The 14,986-nt window shown below is 66.6% G+C and carries 15 protein-coding genes; 4 read left to right on the top strand and 11 right to left on the bottom strand.

The genetic code is table 11. The features are described from left to right. Positions 1 to 26: 26 nt before the first annotated feature. From phoB to pstS, 6 genes are all read right to left on the bottom strand, one after another. Positions 27 to 743 carry a phosphate regulon transcriptional regulator PhoB gene (phoB, locus tag ASE31_RS27030; RefSeq protein ID WP_057205663.1) on the bottom strand — a complete coding sequence of 239 codons (717 nt, stop codon included), beginning with the start codon at positions 741 to 743 and terminating at the stop codon, positions 27 to 29. Positions 744 to 758: 15 nt separating this feature from the next. After that, positions 759 to 1,460, bottom strand: a complete 702-nt coding sequence (phoU, locus tag ASE31_RS27025) for a phosphate signaling complex protein PhoU (RefSeq protein WP_057205661.1) — start codon at positions 1,458 to 1,460, stop codon at positions 759 to 761. 10 nt (positions 1,461 to 1,470) lie between these two features. Beyond that, the gene (gene pstB, locus ASE31_RS27020; protein ID WP_057205659.1) at positions 1,471 to 2,256 is read right to left on the bottom strand and encodes a phosphate ABC transporter ATP-binding protein PstB; all 786 of its coding nucleotides are present in this window, start codon (positions 2,254 to 2,256) and stop codon (positions 1,471 to 1,473) included. A 26-nt stretch (positions 2,257 to 2,282) separates the two neighbouring features. Beyond that, on the bottom strand, positions 2,283 to 3,176 hold the full coding sequence (pstA, locus tag ASE31_RS27015; protein ID WP_057205657.1) for a phosphate ABC transporter permease PstA: 894 nt from the start codon (positions 3,174 to 3,176) through the stop codon (positions 2,283 to 2,285). Continuing rightward, the gene (pstC, locus tag ASE31_RS27010; protein WP_082604392.1) at positions 3,173 to 4,189 is read right to left on the bottom strand and encodes a phosphate ABC transporter permease subunit PstC; all 1,017 of its coding nucleotides are present in this window, start codon (positions 4,187 to 4,189) and stop codon (positions 3,173 to 3,175) included. The genes pstA and pstC overlap by 4 nt, the downstream gene beginning before the upstream one ends. A 75-nt stretch (positions 4,190 to 4,264) precedes the next feature. Next, positions 4,265 to 5,305, bottom strand: coding sequence for a phosphate ABC transporter substrate-binding protein PstS (gene pstS / locus ASE31_RS27005; RefSeq protein WP_057205655.1), 1,041 nt, complete (start codon positions 5,303 to 5,305; stop codon positions 4,265 to 4,267). 193 nt (positions 5,306 to 5,498) lie between these two features. On the opposite strand from pstS, the gene ASE31_RS27000 reads away from it, so the two are divergent. The 4 genes from ASE31_RS27000 to ASE31_RS26985 all read left to right on the top strand — a co-directional run bounded on the left by ASE31_RS27000 (position 5,499) and on the right by ASE31_RS26985 (position 9,369). Next, positions 5,499 to 5,990: a fasciclin domain-containing protein gene (locus ASE31_RS27000; protein ID WP_057205654.1), complete on the top strand. Its 492-nt coding sequence runs from the start codon at positions 5,499 to 5,501 to the stop codon at positions 5,988 to 5,990. Positions 5,991 to 6,007: 17 nt separating this feature from the next. Continuing rightward, positions 6,008 to 7,198 (top strand): ABC transporter substrate-binding protein, encoded by a 1,191-nt coding sequence (locus ASE31_RS26995; RefSeq protein ID WP_057205652.1) that lies wholly within the window; start codon positions 6,008 to 6,010, stop codon positions 7,196 to 7,198. 70 nt (positions 7,199 to 7,268) lie between these two features. Continuing rightward, complete coding sequence (locus ASE31_RS26990; RefSeq protein ID WP_057205650.1) at positions 7,269 to 8,750, top strand: Ppx/GppA phosphatase family protein; 1,482 nt, start codon at positions 7,269 to 7,271, stop codon at positions 8,748 to 8,750. A 52-nt stretch (positions 8,751 to 8,802) separates the two neighbouring features. Continuing rightward, entirely contained in the window at positions 8,803 to 9,369 is a 567-nt protein-coding gene (locus tag ASE31_RS26985) for a hypothetical protein (protein WP_057205648.1), read from the top strand. A 54-nt stretch (positions 9,370 to 9,423) separates the two neighbouring features. Here ASE31_RS26985 and ASE31_RS26980 read toward each other — a convergent pair whose 3' ends face one another. From ASE31_RS26980 to ASE31_RS26960, 5 genes are read right to left on the bottom strand one after another with little or no spacing between them, the layout of a single operon-like run. Further along, positions 9,424 to 9,888: a histidine phosphatase family protein gene (locus ASE31_RS26980; RefSeq protein WP_057205647.1), complete on the bottom strand. Its 465-nt coding sequence runs from the start codon at positions 9,886 to 9,888 to the stop codon at positions 9,424 to 9,426. Beyond that, complete coding sequence (gene ppk1 / locus ASE31_RS26975; RefSeq protein ID WP_082604391.1) at positions 9,888 to 12,080, bottom strand: polyphosphate kinase 1; 2,193 nt, start codon at positions 12,078 to 12,080, stop codon at positions 9,888 to 9,890. The genes ASE31_RS26980 and ppk1 overlap by 1 nt, the downstream gene beginning before the upstream one ends. A gap of 39 nt (positions 12,081 to 12,119) precedes the next feature. Next, positions 12,120 to 13,211, bottom strand: a complete 1,092-nt coding sequence (locus tag ASE31_RS26970; RefSeq protein WP_057205643.1) for a glycosyltransferase family 1 protein — start codon at positions 13,209 to 13,211, stop codon at positions 12,120 to 12,122. Further along, positions 13,208 to 14,086: a UDP-2,3-diacylglucosamine diphosphatase gene (locus tag ASE31_RS26965; protein WP_057205641.1), complete on the bottom strand. Its 879-nt coding sequence runs from the start codon at positions 14,084 to 14,086 to the stop codon at positions 13,208 to 13,210. Before ASE31_RS26965 ends, ASE31_RS26970 begins: the two co-directional genes overlap by 4 nt. Further along, positions 14,086 to 14,931 (bottom strand): GNAT family N-acetyltransferase, encoded by an 846-nt coding sequence (locus ASE31_RS26960; RefSeq protein WP_057205639.1) that lies wholly within the window; start codon positions 14,929 to 14,931, stop codon positions 14,086 to 14,088. Before ASE31_RS26960 ends, ASE31_RS26965 begins: the two co-directional genes overlap by 1 nt. Positions 14,932 to 14,986: the final 55 nt, after the last annotated feature.

Here is a 14,986-nt window from a genome sequence, read left to right as displayed (position 1 = left end):
GCGCCACCGTGGCGCCCTGTGACCCGTCAGGCTTGCAGCTGCTGCACCTGGGGTTGCGATTGCGCCGTGAGCCGGTAGCCGGCACCGCGCACCGTTTCCACCATCACCGATGCGGCGCCCAGCGCTTCGCGCAGGCGCTTGACGTGCACGTCCACTGTACGCTCTTCGATGAAGACATGGTCGCCCCAGACCTTGTCCAGGAGCTGCGAGCGGCTGTGCACGCGCTCGGCATGCTTCATGAGGTAATGCAGCAGCTTGAACTCGGTGGGGCCGACCTTGAGCTGTTGACCCTGAAACGTTACCCGGTAGGTGCCCGCGTCCAACGCCAATTCGCCGATGGTCACGCTGTCGCTGACCTGCTCGGGCGCGCGGCGGCGCAGCACGGCACGGATGCGCGCCAGCAGTTCCTGCGTGGAGAACGGCTTGGTGATGTAGTCGTCGGCACCGGCGTCCAGGCCCGCCACCTTGTCCGGCTCGTCGCCGCGGGCCGTGAGCATGAGGATGGGGATGGGCTTGGTGCGCGCATCGGCACGCCACTTGCGCGCCAGCGACAGGCCACTCTGGCCAGGCAGCATCCAGTCGAGCAGGATGACGTCGGGCAGCACGGCATCGAGCTCGCGCTGGGCCGACTCGCCATCTTCGGCCCAGAAGGGCTGGAATCCGTTGTGCCGCAGGTTGACCGCGATCAGCTCGGCGATCGCAGGTTCGTCTTCGACGATCAGAACACGGGGTAGCTTTCTCATACAGCGTTCACGGGCCTACAGTACGGCCGATTCGATCTCATCGAGGGCCGTGTGGCGCACGTCCTTGCCCTTGACCAGGTAGATGATGAGTTCGGCCACATTCTTCGAATGGTCGCCGATGCGCTCGATGGCCTTGGCCAGGAACAAAAGGTCCAGGCTCGGGGAGATGGTGCGGGGGTCTTCCATCATGTAGGTGACCAGCTTGCGCACGAAGCCATCGAACTCCTTGTCGATCAGGTCATCCTCCTTGAGGATGGACACGGCCATCGTGGTGTCCAGGCGGGCGAAGGCATCGAGCGCCTTGCGCAGCAGGCCCGAGGCCAGCTCGGCGGCCACACGCAGGTCGCTCGACGGCAGCGAGCGCGCGGCGCCGCTCTCGATGATGGAGCGCACCATGCGCGCCATCTTGTTGGCCTCGTCGCCCATGCGCTCCAGGTTGGCGGTGGCCTTGGAGAAGGCCATCAGCAGGCGCAGGTCGCGTGCGGTGGGCTGTCGGCGGGCGATGATGGAGGACAGCTCGTGGTCGATCTCCACTTCCATGGCGTTCACGCGCACTTCGATGGCGGCGACCTGTTCCACGGCCTCCAGGCTGAACTGCGACAGGGCGTACACGGCCTGGCGGATCTGCGACTCCACGAGACCGCCCATTTCCATGACGCGGGCGGAGACGCTGTTGAGTTCGGAGTCGAACTGCGACGAAAGGTGCTTGTCGGGCATTGCTGTCTCCTTAGCCGAAACGGCCGGTAATGTAGTCTTCGGTTTCCTTGCGCTGCGGCTTGAAGAACATCTGTTCCGTCTCGCCGAACTCCACCAGGTCGCCCAGGTACATGTAGGCGGTGTAGTCGCTGCAGCGCGCGGCCTGCTGCATGTTGTGGGTCACGATGACCACTGTGTAGTCGTTCTTGAGCTCGGCGATCAGCTCTTCCACCTTGGCGGTCGAGATCGGGTCCAGGGCCGAGCAGGGCTCATCAAGCAGCAGCACTTCTGGCTTGATGGCAATGCCGCGGGCAATGCACAGGCGCTGCTGCTGGCCGCCCGAGAGGCTGGAACCGCTCTGGTTGAGCTTGTCCTTGACCTCGTTCCACAATGCGGCCTTGCGCAGCGCCCATTCCACACGGTCGTCCATGTCGGTGGCGTTCAGGCTCTCGAAGAGCTTCACGCCGAAGGCGATGTTGTCGTAGATCGACATCGGGAACGGCGTGGGCTTCTGGAACACCATGCCGACCTTGGCGCGCACCAGGGCCACGTCCTGCTTGCTCTTGAGCAGGTTCTCCCCGTCCAGCACGATCTGGCCTTCGGCGCGTTGCTCGGGGTACAGCTCGAACATGCGGTTGAAGGTGCGCAGCAGCGTGGATTTGCCACAGCCCGAGGGACCGATGAAGGCCGTGACCTTGTTCTCGGGGATGTCGAGGTTGATAGCCTTCAGGGCATGGAACTTGCCGTAGTAGAAGTTCAGGTCGCGCACCGTGATCTTGGACTTGTTGGGCGCGTCGTTCTTGAGAATAGCGGACATGAGGGTGTCTTTCTTGCTGCTGGGGCTTACTTTTGGCGGGTCAGGACCCGCGCCAGGATGTTCAGGCCGAGAACTGCGACGGTGATCAGGAAGACGCCGGCCCAGGCCAGTTGCTGCCAGTTCTCGTAGGGGCTCATGGCGAACTTGAAGATGGTCACCGGCAGGCTGGCCATGGGCTTGGCCAGGTCGCCGTTCCAGAACTGGTTGTTCAGCGCAGTGAACAGCAGCGGAGCGGTTTCACCGGCGATGCGGGCCACGGCCAGCAGCACACCGGTGATCACACCGGCGCGGGCAGCGCGCAGCGTCACCATCAGGATCACCTTCCACTTGGGCGTGCCCAGGGCGTAGGCGGCCTCGCGCAGGCTGGCAGGCACCAGGATGAGCATGTTCTCGGTGGTGCGGATGACCACCGGTATCACGATCAGCGCCAGCGCCAGGATGCCGGCATAGGCCGAAAAGCTCTTGAAGCGCGCCACCACCACGGCATACACGAACAGGCCGATGACGATGCTGGGCGCCGACAGCAGGATGTCGTTGACGAAGCGCGTGACCGAAGCCAGCAGGCTCTTGGTCTCGTACTCGGCCAGGTAGATGCCGGCCATGATGCCGATGGGCGTACCCACGAAGGTGGCCAGCAGCACCATCACGAACGAGCCGTAGATGGCATTGGAAATGCCGCCCGCTTCGTTCGGCGGTGGCGTCATCTGGGTGAACAGGGCGATGTTCAAGCCCCCCACGCCCAGGCGCACGGTTTCCCACAGAATCCAGACCAGCCAGAACACGCCGAACGCCATGGCGGCGAGCGACAGGACGAGCGCGATCTGGTTGACGCGCTTGCGGCTGTTGTAGCGCGCCTGGCGCTGCTGGTCGAGCTCGGCCGCCGAGATCAGGCGCTGCGAGGTGCTGGTGCTGGTGCTCATGTGCGAGCTCCTTCGTTCTTTTGCAGGCGGGACAGCAGGATCTTGGATAGCGTCAGCACCACGAAGGTGATGAAGAACAGGACCAGGCCCAGGTAGATCAGCGAAGCCTGGTGCAGGCCCTCGCCGGCTTCGGCGAACTCGTTGGCCAGCGCCGAGGTGATGCTGTTGGCCGCCTCGAACATCGACAGCGAGGACAGCTGGTTCATGTTGCCGATGACGAAGGTCACGGCCATGGTCTCACCCAGCGCCCGGCCCAGGCCCAGCATGATGCCGCCGAGCACGCCGGTCTTGGTGTAGGGCAGAACCACCTTCCACATCACTTCCCAGGTCGTGGAGCCCAGGCCGTAGGCCGACTCCTTGAGCAGGGCGGGCGTGACTTCGAACACGTCGCGCATCACCGAGGCGATGAACGGGATGATCATGATGGCCAGGATGATGCCGGCCGACAGGATGCCGATGCCCACCGGGGGGCCCGACACGAAGGCACCCAGGTAGGGCACGCCCGCGAACAGCGCCTGAAGCGGCTGCTGCACATAGGTCGAGAGGATGGGGCCGAACACCATCAGTCCCCACATGCCGTAGACAATGGAGGGCACTGCCGCCAGCAGCTCGATGGCGGTGCCCAGGGGGCGCTTGAGCCATGCAGGCGACAGCTCGGTCAGGAACAGTGCGATGCCGAAGCTGACGGGCACCGCAATGACGAGGGCGATGATGGACGTGGTCACCGTGCCATAGATCATGACCAGGCCGCCGTACTCGTCCTGAACCGGATCCCACACGCTGCTGGTGAGGAAACCGAGGCCGTACTTGGCAATGGAGGGCCAGGCGCCCACGACCAGGGAGCCCAGGATACCGACCAGCAGCAGCAAGGTCAGAATGGCGGCGCCGCGCGCCAGCCAGCCGAACAGCCGGTCGGCCAGCATGCCGGAGATCAGGGGGCGGGAGGGAGGTGGAGGCATGTTTTTGGTGCGCAGAGGGGCCGTCTCGAGGGACGGATTGTCGCGGACCGGCATCGTAGTGGACACGTTGGTAGCCTTGGATTCAGTGAAGTGAAATCGAAAGGCCGGCGTGTCGCCGGCCCTGTGAGATTACTTGAAAGCTACCGCTTTGCCAGAGGTGTCCTTGATGTCACCCCACGACTTGAGGATGATGGCCTTCACGCTGTCGGGCATGGGCACGTAGTCCAGGTCCATCGCGGTCTTGTCGCCCTGGGCATAGGCCCAGTCGAAGAACTTGAGTGCGGTGGTGGCCTGGGCAGGCTTGTCCTGCGATTTCTGCATCAGCACGAAGGTCGCGCCGGTGATGGGCCACGAATCCTTGCCAGGCTGGTTGGTCAGGATCTGGTAGAAGCTCTTGGCCCATTCAGCGCCAGCAGCAGCGGCCTTGAAGGCCGTGTCGTCAGGAGAGACGTAGGCGCCATCGGCGTTCTGCATCTGCACATAGGTCATCTTGTTCTGCTTGACGTAGGCGTACTCCACATAACCGATGGAGTTGGGCAGGCGGCCCACAAAAGCGGCCACGCCTTCGTTGCCCTTGCCGCCGGCACCCGTGGGCCAGTTCACGGCCGTGCCTTCACCGACCTTGGACTTCCACTCGGCGTTGACCTTGCTCAGGTAGTTCGTGAAGATGAAGCTGGTGCCCGAGCCATCGGCGCGGCGCACGGGGGCAATGGCAGCGTCTGGCAGGGCCAGGCTGGGGTTCAGCGCCTTGATGGCGGCGTCGTTCCACTTGGTGATCTTGCCCAGGTAGATGTCACCCAGCACTTGGCCACTCAGGCGGATCTGGCCGGGAGCGATACCCTTGATGTTGACCACCGGCACCACACCACCGATCACGGTGGGGAACTGCACCAGGCCCTTTTTGGCCAGGTCTTCGTCCTTCAGGGGCGCATCCGAGGCACCGAAGTCGACCGTCTTGGCTTCGATCTGGCGCAGACCGGCACCTGAACCCACCGACTGGTAGTTGATCTTGATGTTGGTGGCCTTGTTGTAGTCAGCCGCCCACTTGGAATACAGAGGCGCCGGAAAGCTGGCACCTGCACCGGTGGCTTCCTGCTGCGCCATGGCTTGAGAGAACGCACCAGCAGCGACGACACCAGCAACAAGGACCCGAATCGCGGACATTTTCATGAAGACACCTCTTGGATGAGTGAGTAGGGATGAGGCGACTCTAGGGTCCGTATATGACATTGTCGTGACACACAGGCCGGTTGTCACACATCTCTTCTCCATGGAGGACCGCCCTCTTGTGTCATCCAGTTGTCACGGGAGCTGCTTAGTCTCCCGCCACCGAGATGAATCGGCTATCTACCTGGAGAATCACATGTTCCGCCGTTACGCACTGCAATCCGCTCTCGCCCTAGCTGCCGCCGCCACCCTGGCCGGCTGCTCCAGCATGGGCTCTGCCCCCGCAACCCTCGACGGCACGATTGCAAAGACGCCTTCGCTGAGCACCTTCAGCAAGCTGGCCGTGCAGGCCGGCCTGACCGACACGCTCAAGGCCGCCGGCCCCTACACCGTGTTCGCTCCCTCGGACGACGCCTTCAAGGCCGTGCCCGCCAAGACCCTGGCAGAACTGCAGGCCAATCCCGCCCAGCTCAAGGCCGTGCTCAGCCACCACATCGTGGCAGGCCGCGTGACCGCCGCCGAGGCCAAGGCCGGCAATGCCAAGACCCTGAATGGATCGAACGTGGCACTGGCCCGTGCTGGCGCTTTCGTCACGGTGGACGAAGCCATGGTGACGCAGGCCGACGTGATCGCCACCAACGGTGTCGTACACGTGGTCGACACCGTGCTGATGCCCCCCAAGAAGTAACCGGCCAGCCGCACGACATGACCCGCACACCCCGCCCTGGCCAGACCGGCGTCCTGCGCCGCCACTGGCTGCAAGGGGTGGCGGCCATGGGCCTGACAGGCAATGTCTGGGCCCAGGGGACGGAACCATCCGCCAAAAAAGCGGATGCCGACCGCCCCCATGTGGTGGCGCAGGTGGCGGACCTGTCTGCGGACCAGCAGGATGTGAGCCGCGACTTCCTCGTTGGCTCGCGCACCGCCTGGCAGGAGATCAATGCCAAGGGCGGCGTGCATGGCCGCCCCGTGCAGCACCAGACGCTGGAGACCGACGGCACCCCCGCGAGCCTGCAGTCCGCTTGGCAGAGCGCGCAGCGCCAGGCCAGTTGCATCGCCCTGTCGGGCTGCGTGGGCAACACAGCGGCCAGCGGGCTCATCGCCTTGCAGGCCAAGTCGCCCGGCGATGCCGCACTGCCCTTCGTGGCGCCCTGGCTGCATGACACGGCAGGCATCTCCACGGCCAGCGGAGCCAGCGACACCGTGTTCGACGTGTTCGCGGGGCACGAAGCCCAGATCACCCACGCCATCAAGAACCTGGCCAGCATGGGCGTACAGACGGTGGGCGTGGCCTATGCCAATGCGGTCGTGCGGCGCCAATCCGAGGCCATGGTGGCACATGCGGCCCAATCGATGTCGCTTAAGGGGCAGACCATTTCGCCACCAGGCGGCGCCGCAAAGGCCGGCACCGGAGCGCGCGTGGACCAGACCATCATCCTGTTCATCGGCGGCACACCCGAGCTTTTTTCGTTCCTGGACCAGCTCGCGCTGCCCCAGGGCCGCCAGTGCTATGTGGTGGCCCTGGCCGACGTGAACCTGCAGGTGCTGGCCCAGATGGGCCCCACGGCCGCCAAGGCCTCGGTCATCGTCACCCAGGCCGTGCCCATGGTGAACGCCAGCCTGCCCGTGGTGCGCAGCTACCGCGACGCCCTGGCGCGCTTCTACGACGAACCCCCCTCCCCCCTGGGCCTGGCCGGCTACATCGCGGCGCGCTACACCGCCGAGGTGATGGGCGGCATCACCGGCCCGGTCACCCGCGCCAGCATGCTGGCCGCCCTGCAAAAGCGCGCCGCCGTGAACATCGGCGGCTATGCCATCGGCTACCAGGGGCGCCAGCGCACCAATGCCTATGTGACGCAGAGCATGCTCACCACGAACGGGCGCATCATTGGCTGAACTCACTCTTGCGCGCCGGCCCGGGTGCTATGCTGGGCCGAAAGGAAAAACGCGCACTCCGCGCACCACCATGCACAACGGAACACTGCTCGCAGCTGTGGATCTGGGATCCAACAGCTTTCGCCTTGAAATCGGCCGCTACGAGCACGGCCATGTCCAGCGCGTCGAATACCTCAAGGAAACCGTGCGCCAGGGCAACGGCCTGGACGAGAACCGCAACCTCACCCCCGAGGCCATGCAGCGCGGCTGGGATTGCCTGGCCCGCTTCGGCGAGCGCCTGGCGGGCTTTTCGCGCACGCAGGTGCGCGCTGTGGCCACCCAGACCTTGCGCGAAGCGCGCAACCGCGAAGAATTCATCACCCGTGGCAGCCAGGTGCTGGGCTACCCCATCGACGTGGTCTCGGGCCCCGAAGAGGCCCGCCTGATCTACCAGGGCGTGGCACGCCTGCTGCCGCAATCCGACGAGCGCCGCCTGGTGGTGGACATCGGCGGGCGCTCCACCGAACTCATCCTGGGCCAGCAGTTCACACCGCATGCTGTCGCCTCCTTTCGCGTGGGCAGCGTGGCCTGGTCCTCGCGCTACTTTGCCGGCGGCCTGTTCACGCCCCAGGCTTTCATGGCCGCCGAGATCGCCGCCAAGGCCGTGCTCGACGAAGCCCTGGCCACCTTCCGCCCCGATGGCTGGGACGTGGCCTACGGGTCCTCGGGTACGGCCGGCGCGGTCGGCGACATCCTCACCGCCGCAGGTGGGCCCGAAGGCCTGATTACGCGGGAAGGCCTCGACTGGCTTCATGAACGCCTGCTGCGCGCGCAGAGCGCCGACCGTGTGCGGCTCGATGGTTTGAAGGACGAGCGCCGCGCCGTGATCGGTGGCGGCATCAGCGTGCTGCGCGCCGTGTTCGATCTGCTGCACATCGAGCAGATGCAGGTGGCCCAGGGCGCACTGCGCCAGGGCGCGCTGTACGACCTGCTGGACCGCGAGCAGCCCGGCACCGACCTGCGCAGCACCACGGTCAACGGCCTCATGCAGCGCTTTGGCGTGGACATGGAGCATGCCGAGCGCGTGGCCCGCATCGCCTGCCAGCTGTTCGACCAGGCGGCCCCGGCCGGCAGCGAGCGAGCCTCGCGCAAGCTCGACTGGGCGGCGCGCCTGCACGAGATCGGCTGCCGCATCTCGCACAGCGACTACCACCGCCACGGCGCCTACATCCTGGACAACACCGACGCCGCCGGCTTTGCCATGCCCGAGCTGCACCGCCTGGGCATCCTGGTGCTCGGCCAGCGCGGCAAGGTGCGCAAGCTGGTGGAGGTGGACCTCACCGATGCAGGCTTTGCACTGCAGCTGCTGTGCCTGCGGCTGGCCGTGGCCCTGTGCCATGCGCGCCGCGACCCGGACACCGAAGGCCTGCAGCTGCAGGTCAAGGGCAACCGCTTTGCGCTGGCGGCGCGCCGCGGCTGGGCAGCCGGCTACCCGCAATCGGCCCACCTGCTGCGCGAGGAAATGCTGGCCTGGCAGAAGACCCCATGGGAGCTGGTGGCAGAGCTGCCGTGACGTGAAAAGAAAAACGGTATAAACTGTTTATACCGTTTTATTTTTTGAAGTCATGACCACCACCGCACCAGCAACCACCCCCATCGTTCCCACCGCAGCAGCCACCCCGGCCGTGGCCTCCGCCGCCAAGGCACCCGCCGCCGTGAAAAGCGCCGCCGCGTCCAAGCCCGCCAAGGTAGCGCCCAAAAAGGCGGCGGCCGCCAAGCCTGCCGCCCCCAAGGCAGCCGCCAAGGCCCCCGCGGCCAAGCCTGCAGCCACCGCAAAGCCCGCAGCCAAGGCCGCCGCCAAGCCCAAGACTGTAGCGCCCGCCGTGAGCAAGCCTGCGACCAAGCCCGCAGCAGCCGTGGTACCCGCCAAGGAAACCAAGGCCAAGAAGCCCAAGCTCGTGCGCGACAGCTTCACCATCCCCAAGGACGAGTACGCTGTGGTCGAGACGCTCAAGCAGCGTGCCGCCGCCCTGGCCCAGCCCGCCAAGAAGAGCGAACTGCTGCGCGCCGGCCTCAAGCTGCTGGCCGGCCTGTCCGACACCGCCCTGCGCAGCGCGCTGCAGGCCGTGCCTTCGATCAAGACCGGCCGCCCGAAGGCCGAGGCCCCTGCCGCCAAGAACGGCCGCAAGTAAGAAAGCGGCCCGAGGGCCGCTGTGTGGTAGCAACTGAAGGTGCTGCCGTCAGTGTCAGACGAACTCCGGCGACTGCACGGCCATCAGCACCGTCTGGCTTTCGTCCATGCGCTGGCGCTGGCGCAGCCACCACACGGCGCCCTTGCGCACCGCGCATTCGGGCGCCTGCATGCCCAGCAACTGCGCAATGGTCTGGCCCAGCACGGGCTGGTGGCCCACGATCAGCACGGCACCGCGCGCCCGCGGCCACTGCGCCAGCTCCAGGAGCTCTTCCGTAGTGCCGCCGGGCAGCAGCTCGGCACGCATCTTGAACTTTCGGCCCAGCGCGTCGGCTGTCTGCTCGGTGCGCCGGGATGGGCTGGCCAGCACGCGCAGGCCCTCGGGCAACTGGCGGTCCAGCCAGGCGGCCATGCGCGCCGCCTGCTTTTCGCCCCGTGGCGTGAGCGCGCGGGTCAGGTCGTCCGAGCCGTCCTGGGCCTCTTCGGCCTCGGCATGGCGCCACAGGATCAAATCCATCATCACGTTCCTTGCTGCTCCACCCGCGCCACCGGCGCAGGCGGTCCGTAGCGCACCATGAGCGCCGCCTGCGCGCCCTGCCCGTCTTCGGGATGGGGCGCCCTGGCATAGGTGCCGTCGGGGTTGAGCGTCCATGCATCGCGGTCATCGTGCAGGTAGGCCACCAGGCATTCGTCGACGATCTGGCGGCGCAGGCGAGGCTCGGTCACGGGCCAGGCCAGCTCCACGCGGCGCATCATGTTGCGGTTCATCCAGTCGGCACTCGACAGGTACAGGTCTTCCTCGGCGCCAGCGCGGAAGTAGAAGACCCGCGTGTGCTCCAGAAAGCGCCCGATCACCGAGCGCACGCGGATGTTGTCGGTCACGCCAGGCACCTGGGCCGCGAGCATGCAGGCGCCGCGCACGATCAGGTCGATGCTGGCACCGCGCTGGCCCGCCAGGATCAGGGCACGGATCAGCGCCTCGTCCGTCAGCGCGTTCATCTTGGCGACGATGCGCGCATCTTCGCCACGGCTGGCGGCCAGGCCCACCTGCTCGATCTTCTCGATCATGCGGCGCTGCAGGTGAAAGGGCGCGAGCAGCAGCTTGCGCAACTTGGGCGGCCGGTTCTGGCTGGCCAAGTGGTTGAACACGCCGTCCATGTCGGCCGTGGTGTCCTCGTCGGCCGTGAGGTAGCTCAGGTCGGTGTACAGGCGCGCGGTGCGCACGTTGTAGTTGCCGGTCGACAGGTGGCCATAGCGGCGCAGCTGGCGCCCCTCGCGGCGCGTCACCAGCAGCATCTTGGCGTGGGTCTTGAGGCCCACCACGCCGTACACCACCTGCGCGCCGATGGATTCGAGCGCCTCGGCCCAGTTGATGTTGGCCTCTTCGTCGAAGCGCGCCTTGAGCTCCACCACCGCCATGACCTCCTTGCCGCGGCGCACGGCCTCGGTCAGCAGGTCCATGAGCTCGGAGTCGGCACCCGTGCGGTAGATGGTCTGCTTGATGACCAGCACCTGGGGGTCGTTCACCGCCTCGCGCAGAAAGGCCAGCAGCCCGTCGAAGCTCTCGAAGGGCTGGTGCATGAGCACGTCGCGCTTTTGCAACTGCTCCATGATCGAGACCCCCGGCACCAATTGGCGTGGCCAGGCCGAGCGCCAGGCGGGGAACAGCAGCGCGGGATCGTTCACCAGGTCCACCAGCTGCGTCAGCCGCACCAGGTTTACCGGGCCGTGCACGCGGTACAGCGCGGGCTCGGGCAGGTCGAACTGCTCAAGCAGGAAGCGCGAGAGGAACTGCGAGCATCCGGCCGAGACCTCCAGCCGCACGGCCTGGCCGTAGTGGCGGTGCTGCAGGCCCTGGCGCAGGGCGGTGCGCAGGTTGCGCACGTCTTCCTCGTCGAGCGCCAGATCGGAGTGGCGCGTGACGCGAAACTGCGAGAACTCGGTGACCTCGCGCCCGGGAAACAGGTCCGCCAGGTGCGCGCGGATGATGCTCGACAGGCTCACGAACAGCGATTCGCCTTTGGCGGCCAGGCGCGGCGGCATGCGCACCAGGCGCGGCAGCGCGCGCGGCACCTTGACGATGGCCACCTCGTTCTTGCGGCCGAAAGCATCGTGCCCGTGCAGCCGCACGATGAAGTTGAGCGACTTGTTGGCCACCTGCGGAAACGGATGGGCCGGGTCGAGCCCCACGGGAATCAGCAGCGGGCGCACCTCGCGCATGAAGTATTCGTGCACCCAGGTCCGTTGCGCGGACGAGCGGTCCCCGTGCGAGACGATGCGGATGCCGTGCCGCGCGAACTCCGGCACCAGGGAGTCGTTGTACAGCGAGTACTGGCGCGCCACCAGGTCATGGGCCTTGGACGCCAGCGCCACGAAAGAGGCAGCGGTATAGACCCCCTTGCCCTCTCCGCTCTTGGCAGCGGTCAGGTGCGCGGCGGCGCGCACCTCGAAGAACTCATCGAGGTTGGACGAGACGATGCACAGGTAGCGCAGGCGCTCCAGCAGCGGAACGTCGGTGCGCACCGCCCAGTCGAAGACACGCTCGTTGAAACCCAGGATGCTGTGGTCCCGGTCCAGGAACATGGGAGCCCCAGGCACCACCACTGCGGGCGGGGGTGCGGGCTCGGCTGCCGCAGCGGGGGCGGCATCCTGGCGGTCATCGGGGCTGTCACATTGCGGAATCACGGGTTTTCTGGAGGAGAAGGATGGCATGGACACTCGAAAGCCACGGGAGGCAAGTGCCTGCAGTATTTAACGGCCAGATGACAGTGATGTGACAGTTTTTGTGACAGAAACCGCATCGTCATCTCCGCGCGGGCGGGCTGGAACCAGGAATTGCTGGAACAGCCGGGCTGCATGCGCCCAGGTGAACTCCAGTGCCCGGTTGCGCGCCTCGTGGCGCGGCACGGCCAGCGCGTTCTGGGCGGCGGCCATCAGGTCGGTGTCCAGCACGCCGCCGCGTGCCTGCCCACCGGCATGGGCGCCCAGCACCTCCATCGGGCCGTCCTCGAAGTAGGCGGCCACGGGCGTGCCGCAGGCCATGGCCTCCAGCATCACCAGGCCAAAGGTCTCCGAGCGGCTGGGAAACACGAACACGTCGGCCGCCGCGTATACGCCCGCCAGGGTGGCGCGGTCCAGAATGCCCAGCCAGCGCGCCTGCGGGTAGCGCGCCCTGAGCCGCTCTTCCAGCGGGCCCACGCCGCAGATCACTTTGCTGCCCGGCATGTCCAGCTGCAGGAAGGCCTCGATGTTCTTCTCGTACGAGACGCGCCCCACGTACAGGGCCACCGGGTGGGCCAGCGCGCCCACCAGCGGGTGCGGCGTGGCCTCGCCCTGGTAGGGGAAGGCCGTGGTGTCCACCCCGTGCGTCCATTGCCTGAGGTTGCGAAAGCCTCGCCGTTCCAGCATCTTCAAAACCCCCACCGTGGGCACCATCACACCCGACGAGGGGCGGTGAAAATGCCGGAACAGCGCATAGCCCAGCGAGAGCGGAATCCGCAAAGCCGCTTGCAGGATCTCGGGAAAGCGGGTGTGGAAGGCGGTGGTGAAGGCCAGCTTCCTGCGCAGGCAGTAGCGGCGCCCGGCCCAGCCGATGGGGCCTTCGGTCGCCAGGTGGATGGCGTCGGGCTGCAGTTCGTCCAGGATGCGCTCTATCTCGCGCCCGGGCCGTATGGCCAGGTCGATCCCCGGGTAGCCTGGGCAGGGGCGCGTCTTGAACATGCCCGGCTGGATCACGTGCACCTGGTGCCCGGCACTCTCCATGTGGCGCACCAGTTCCACCAGGGTGGTGACCACGCCATTGATCTGCGGGGCCCAGGCGTCGGACAACAATGCGATTTTCATACGGCCATCTCGCTGCTGCGGGTTTGCGTGCTGGTCTGGTGGCCGGGCACGGTATGCCACTGCACCAGCTCCAGGCGGCCATCCATGTGCTCGACCAGCGCGGTGTGGCTTTCCACCCAGTCGCCATCGTTGCAGTACAGGGTGCCGTCGATCTCGCGCATCTCGGCGCGGTGGATATGGCCGCACACCACACCGTCGTGGCCACGGCGGCGGGCCTCGGCGGCCACGGCCACCTCGAAGTCCGTCACGTAGTTCAGCGCCGTCTTGACCTTGCCCTTGAGGTAGGCCGAGAGCGACCAGTACGGCAGCCCCATGCGTGCGCGCAGGGTGTTCAGGTGCCGGTTGAGCTTGAGCGTGAACTCATACAGGTTGTCGCCCACGTAAGCCAGCCACTTGGCACACTGGATCACGCCATCGAAGTAGTCGCCATGCGTCACCCACAGAGTGCGGCCATCGGCCGTGGTGTGCACCGTGTCCTCCGCAACCTCAATGCCGCCGAACGAATGGCCGACGAAGGCGCGGGCGAATTCGTCGTGGTTGCCGGGCACGAACACCACGCGGCAGCCCTTGCGCGCCCGGCGCAGCAGCTTTTGCACCACGTCGTTGTGGGCCTGGGGCCAGAACCAGCGGCGCCGCAGCTGCCAGCCGTCCACGATGTCGCCCACCAGGTACAGGTGGTCGCTCGGGTGGTGCTTGAGAAAGTCGAGCAGGCCTTCGGCCTGGCAGCCGGGCGTGCCCAGGTGCAGGTCGGAGATGAACACCGCGCGCAAGTGGCGGTGGCCCGGTGGATGCGCGTCGTCGGCGTCGGCAGCAGTGTCCTGCCCACCTCCCACGTGCGCAGTCCAGTCGCCGAGCGCGTCGAACGCGGCGCGCATCAGGCCCCCAGGAAATGCTTGCGGTAGCGGGGATGCAGGTCCGCCAGGCGCATCAGCATGGGCAGGTCTGCGGTGTTGAAGTCCGGGTCCCAGGCGGGGGCACCCAGCACCCGCGCACCCAGGCGCAGGTAGCCCTTGATCAGGGCCGGCGGCTCCACGAAGACCGAGCCATCGAGCTTCTCGATGGGCAGCGGCAGGCGCGGCAGCACGTGGTATTCGATGGGGGCCAGGTGCGTCTGGCGCACCTGGTTCCAGATGCTGGCGGCCGCATCGCCGCTGATCACGCCGTTGTGCAGCATGGGGATGCTGGCGCAGCCGATCATGGTGTCGAGCTGGTTGCGCACCATGAAGTCGGCCAGCGCGCTCCACAGCGCCATGATCACGCCGCCATGGCGGTGCTCGGGGTGCACGCAGCTGCGGCCCAGTTCCACCATGCGCGGGCGCAGGGTGCGCAGGCGGGTCAGGTCGAATTCGGTGTCGCTGTAGGTGCTGCCCACGCGGCGTGCCTGGGCGGGGGTCAGAACCCGGTAGGTGCCAATCACCTGCTGGGTGGCCGTGTCCCGCACCAGCAGGTGCTCACAGTAGTCGTCGAACAGGTCCACGTCGTGGCCGGGAACGGGGGTCGTCAATCGAGCGCCCATCTCCTCGGCAAACACGTCGTACCTGAGTTTCTGCGCCTGGCGGACCTCGTCGAGGTGCCGTGCCCACGAGACCTCCACTGCGCCACGCACGGGGGTGCCAGCCACTGCTGCGACCGCGCCCACTGCTGCGCCAGGACGGTGGATTGCCCCTCTGGACGGTGCAGCTGGGAGCAGCGGCAGGGCGGGGTTGGGCAAATCGCTCATGGTCAACTCCTTCGTACAGGGCGGCCCCATGGCCGCTGGTGCCCCGGATCACCGG

The organism is Acidovorax sp. Root217 (assembly GCF_001428645.1).
Lineage (GTDB): Bacteria > Pseudomonadota > Gammaproteobacteria > Burkholderiales > Burkholderiaceae_C > Acidovorax.
This window is presented reverse-complemented; position numbering and strand designations above follow the sequence as displayed.

What these genes read in the sequence shown, in the direction of transcription:
- phoB (WP_057205663.1), bottom strand. Translation starts at nt 743, where the DNA reads ATGAGAAAGCTACCCCGTGTTCTGATCGTCGAAGACGAACCTGCGATC.
- phoU (WP_057205661.1), bottom strand. Translation starts at nt 1,460, where the DNA reads ATGCCCGACAAGCACCTTTCGTCGCAGTTCGACTCCGAACTCAACAGC.
- pstB (WP_057205659.1), bottom strand. Translation starts at nt 2,256, where the DNA reads ATGTCCGCTATTCTCAAGAACGACGCGCCCAACAAGTCCAAGATCACG.
- pstA (WP_057205657.1), bottom strand. Translation starts at nt 3,176, where the DNA reads ATGAGCACCAGCACCAGCACCTCGCAGCGCCTGATCTCGGCGGCCGAG.
- pstC (WP_082604392.1), bottom strand. Translation starts at nt 4,189, where the DNA reads ATGCCGGTCCGCGACAATCCGTCCCTCGAGACGGCCCCTCTGCGCACC.
- pstS (WP_057205655.1), bottom strand. Translation starts at nt 5,305, where the DNA reads ATGAAAATGTCCGCGATTCGGGTCCTTGTTGCTGGTGTCGTCGCTGCT.
- ASE31_RS27000 (WP_057205654.1), top strand. Translation starts at nt 5,499, where the DNA reads ATGTTCCGCCGTTACGCACTGCAATCCGCTCTCGCCCTAGCTGCCGCC.
- ASE31_RS26995 (WP_057205652.1), top strand. Translation starts at nt 6,008, where the DNA reads ATGACCCGCACACCCCGCCCTGGCCAGACCGGCGTCCTGCGCCGCCAC.
- ASE31_RS26990 (WP_057205650.1), top strand. Translation starts at nt 7,269, where the DNA reads ATGCACAACGGAACACTGCTCGCAGCTGTGGATCTGGGATCCAACAGC.
- ASE31_RS26985 (WP_057205648.1), top strand. Translation starts at nt 8,803, where the DNA reads ATGACCACCACCGCACCAGCAACCACCCCCATCGTTCCCACCGCAGCA.
- ASE31_RS26980 (WP_057205647.1), bottom strand. Translation starts at nt 9,888, where the DNA reads ATGATGGATTTGATCCTGTGGCGCCATGCCGAGGCCGAAGAGGCCCAG.
- ppk1 (WP_082604391.1), bottom strand. Translation starts at nt 12,080, where the DNA reads ATGCCATCCTTCTCCTCCAGAAAACCCGTGATTCCGCAATGTGACAGC.
- ASE31_RS26970 (WP_057205643.1), bottom strand. Translation starts at nt 13,211, where the DNA reads ATGAAAATCGCATTGTTGTCCGACGCCTGGGCCCCGCAGATCAATGGC.
- ASE31_RS26965 (WP_057205641.1), bottom strand. Translation starts at nt 14,086, where the DNA reads ATGCGCGCCGCGTTCGACGCGCTCGGCGACTGGACTGCGCACGTGGGA.
- ASE31_RS26960 (WP_057205639.1), bottom strand. Translation starts at nt 14,931, where the DNA reads ATGAGCGATTTGCCCAACCCCGCCCTGCCGCTGCTCCCAGCTGCACCG.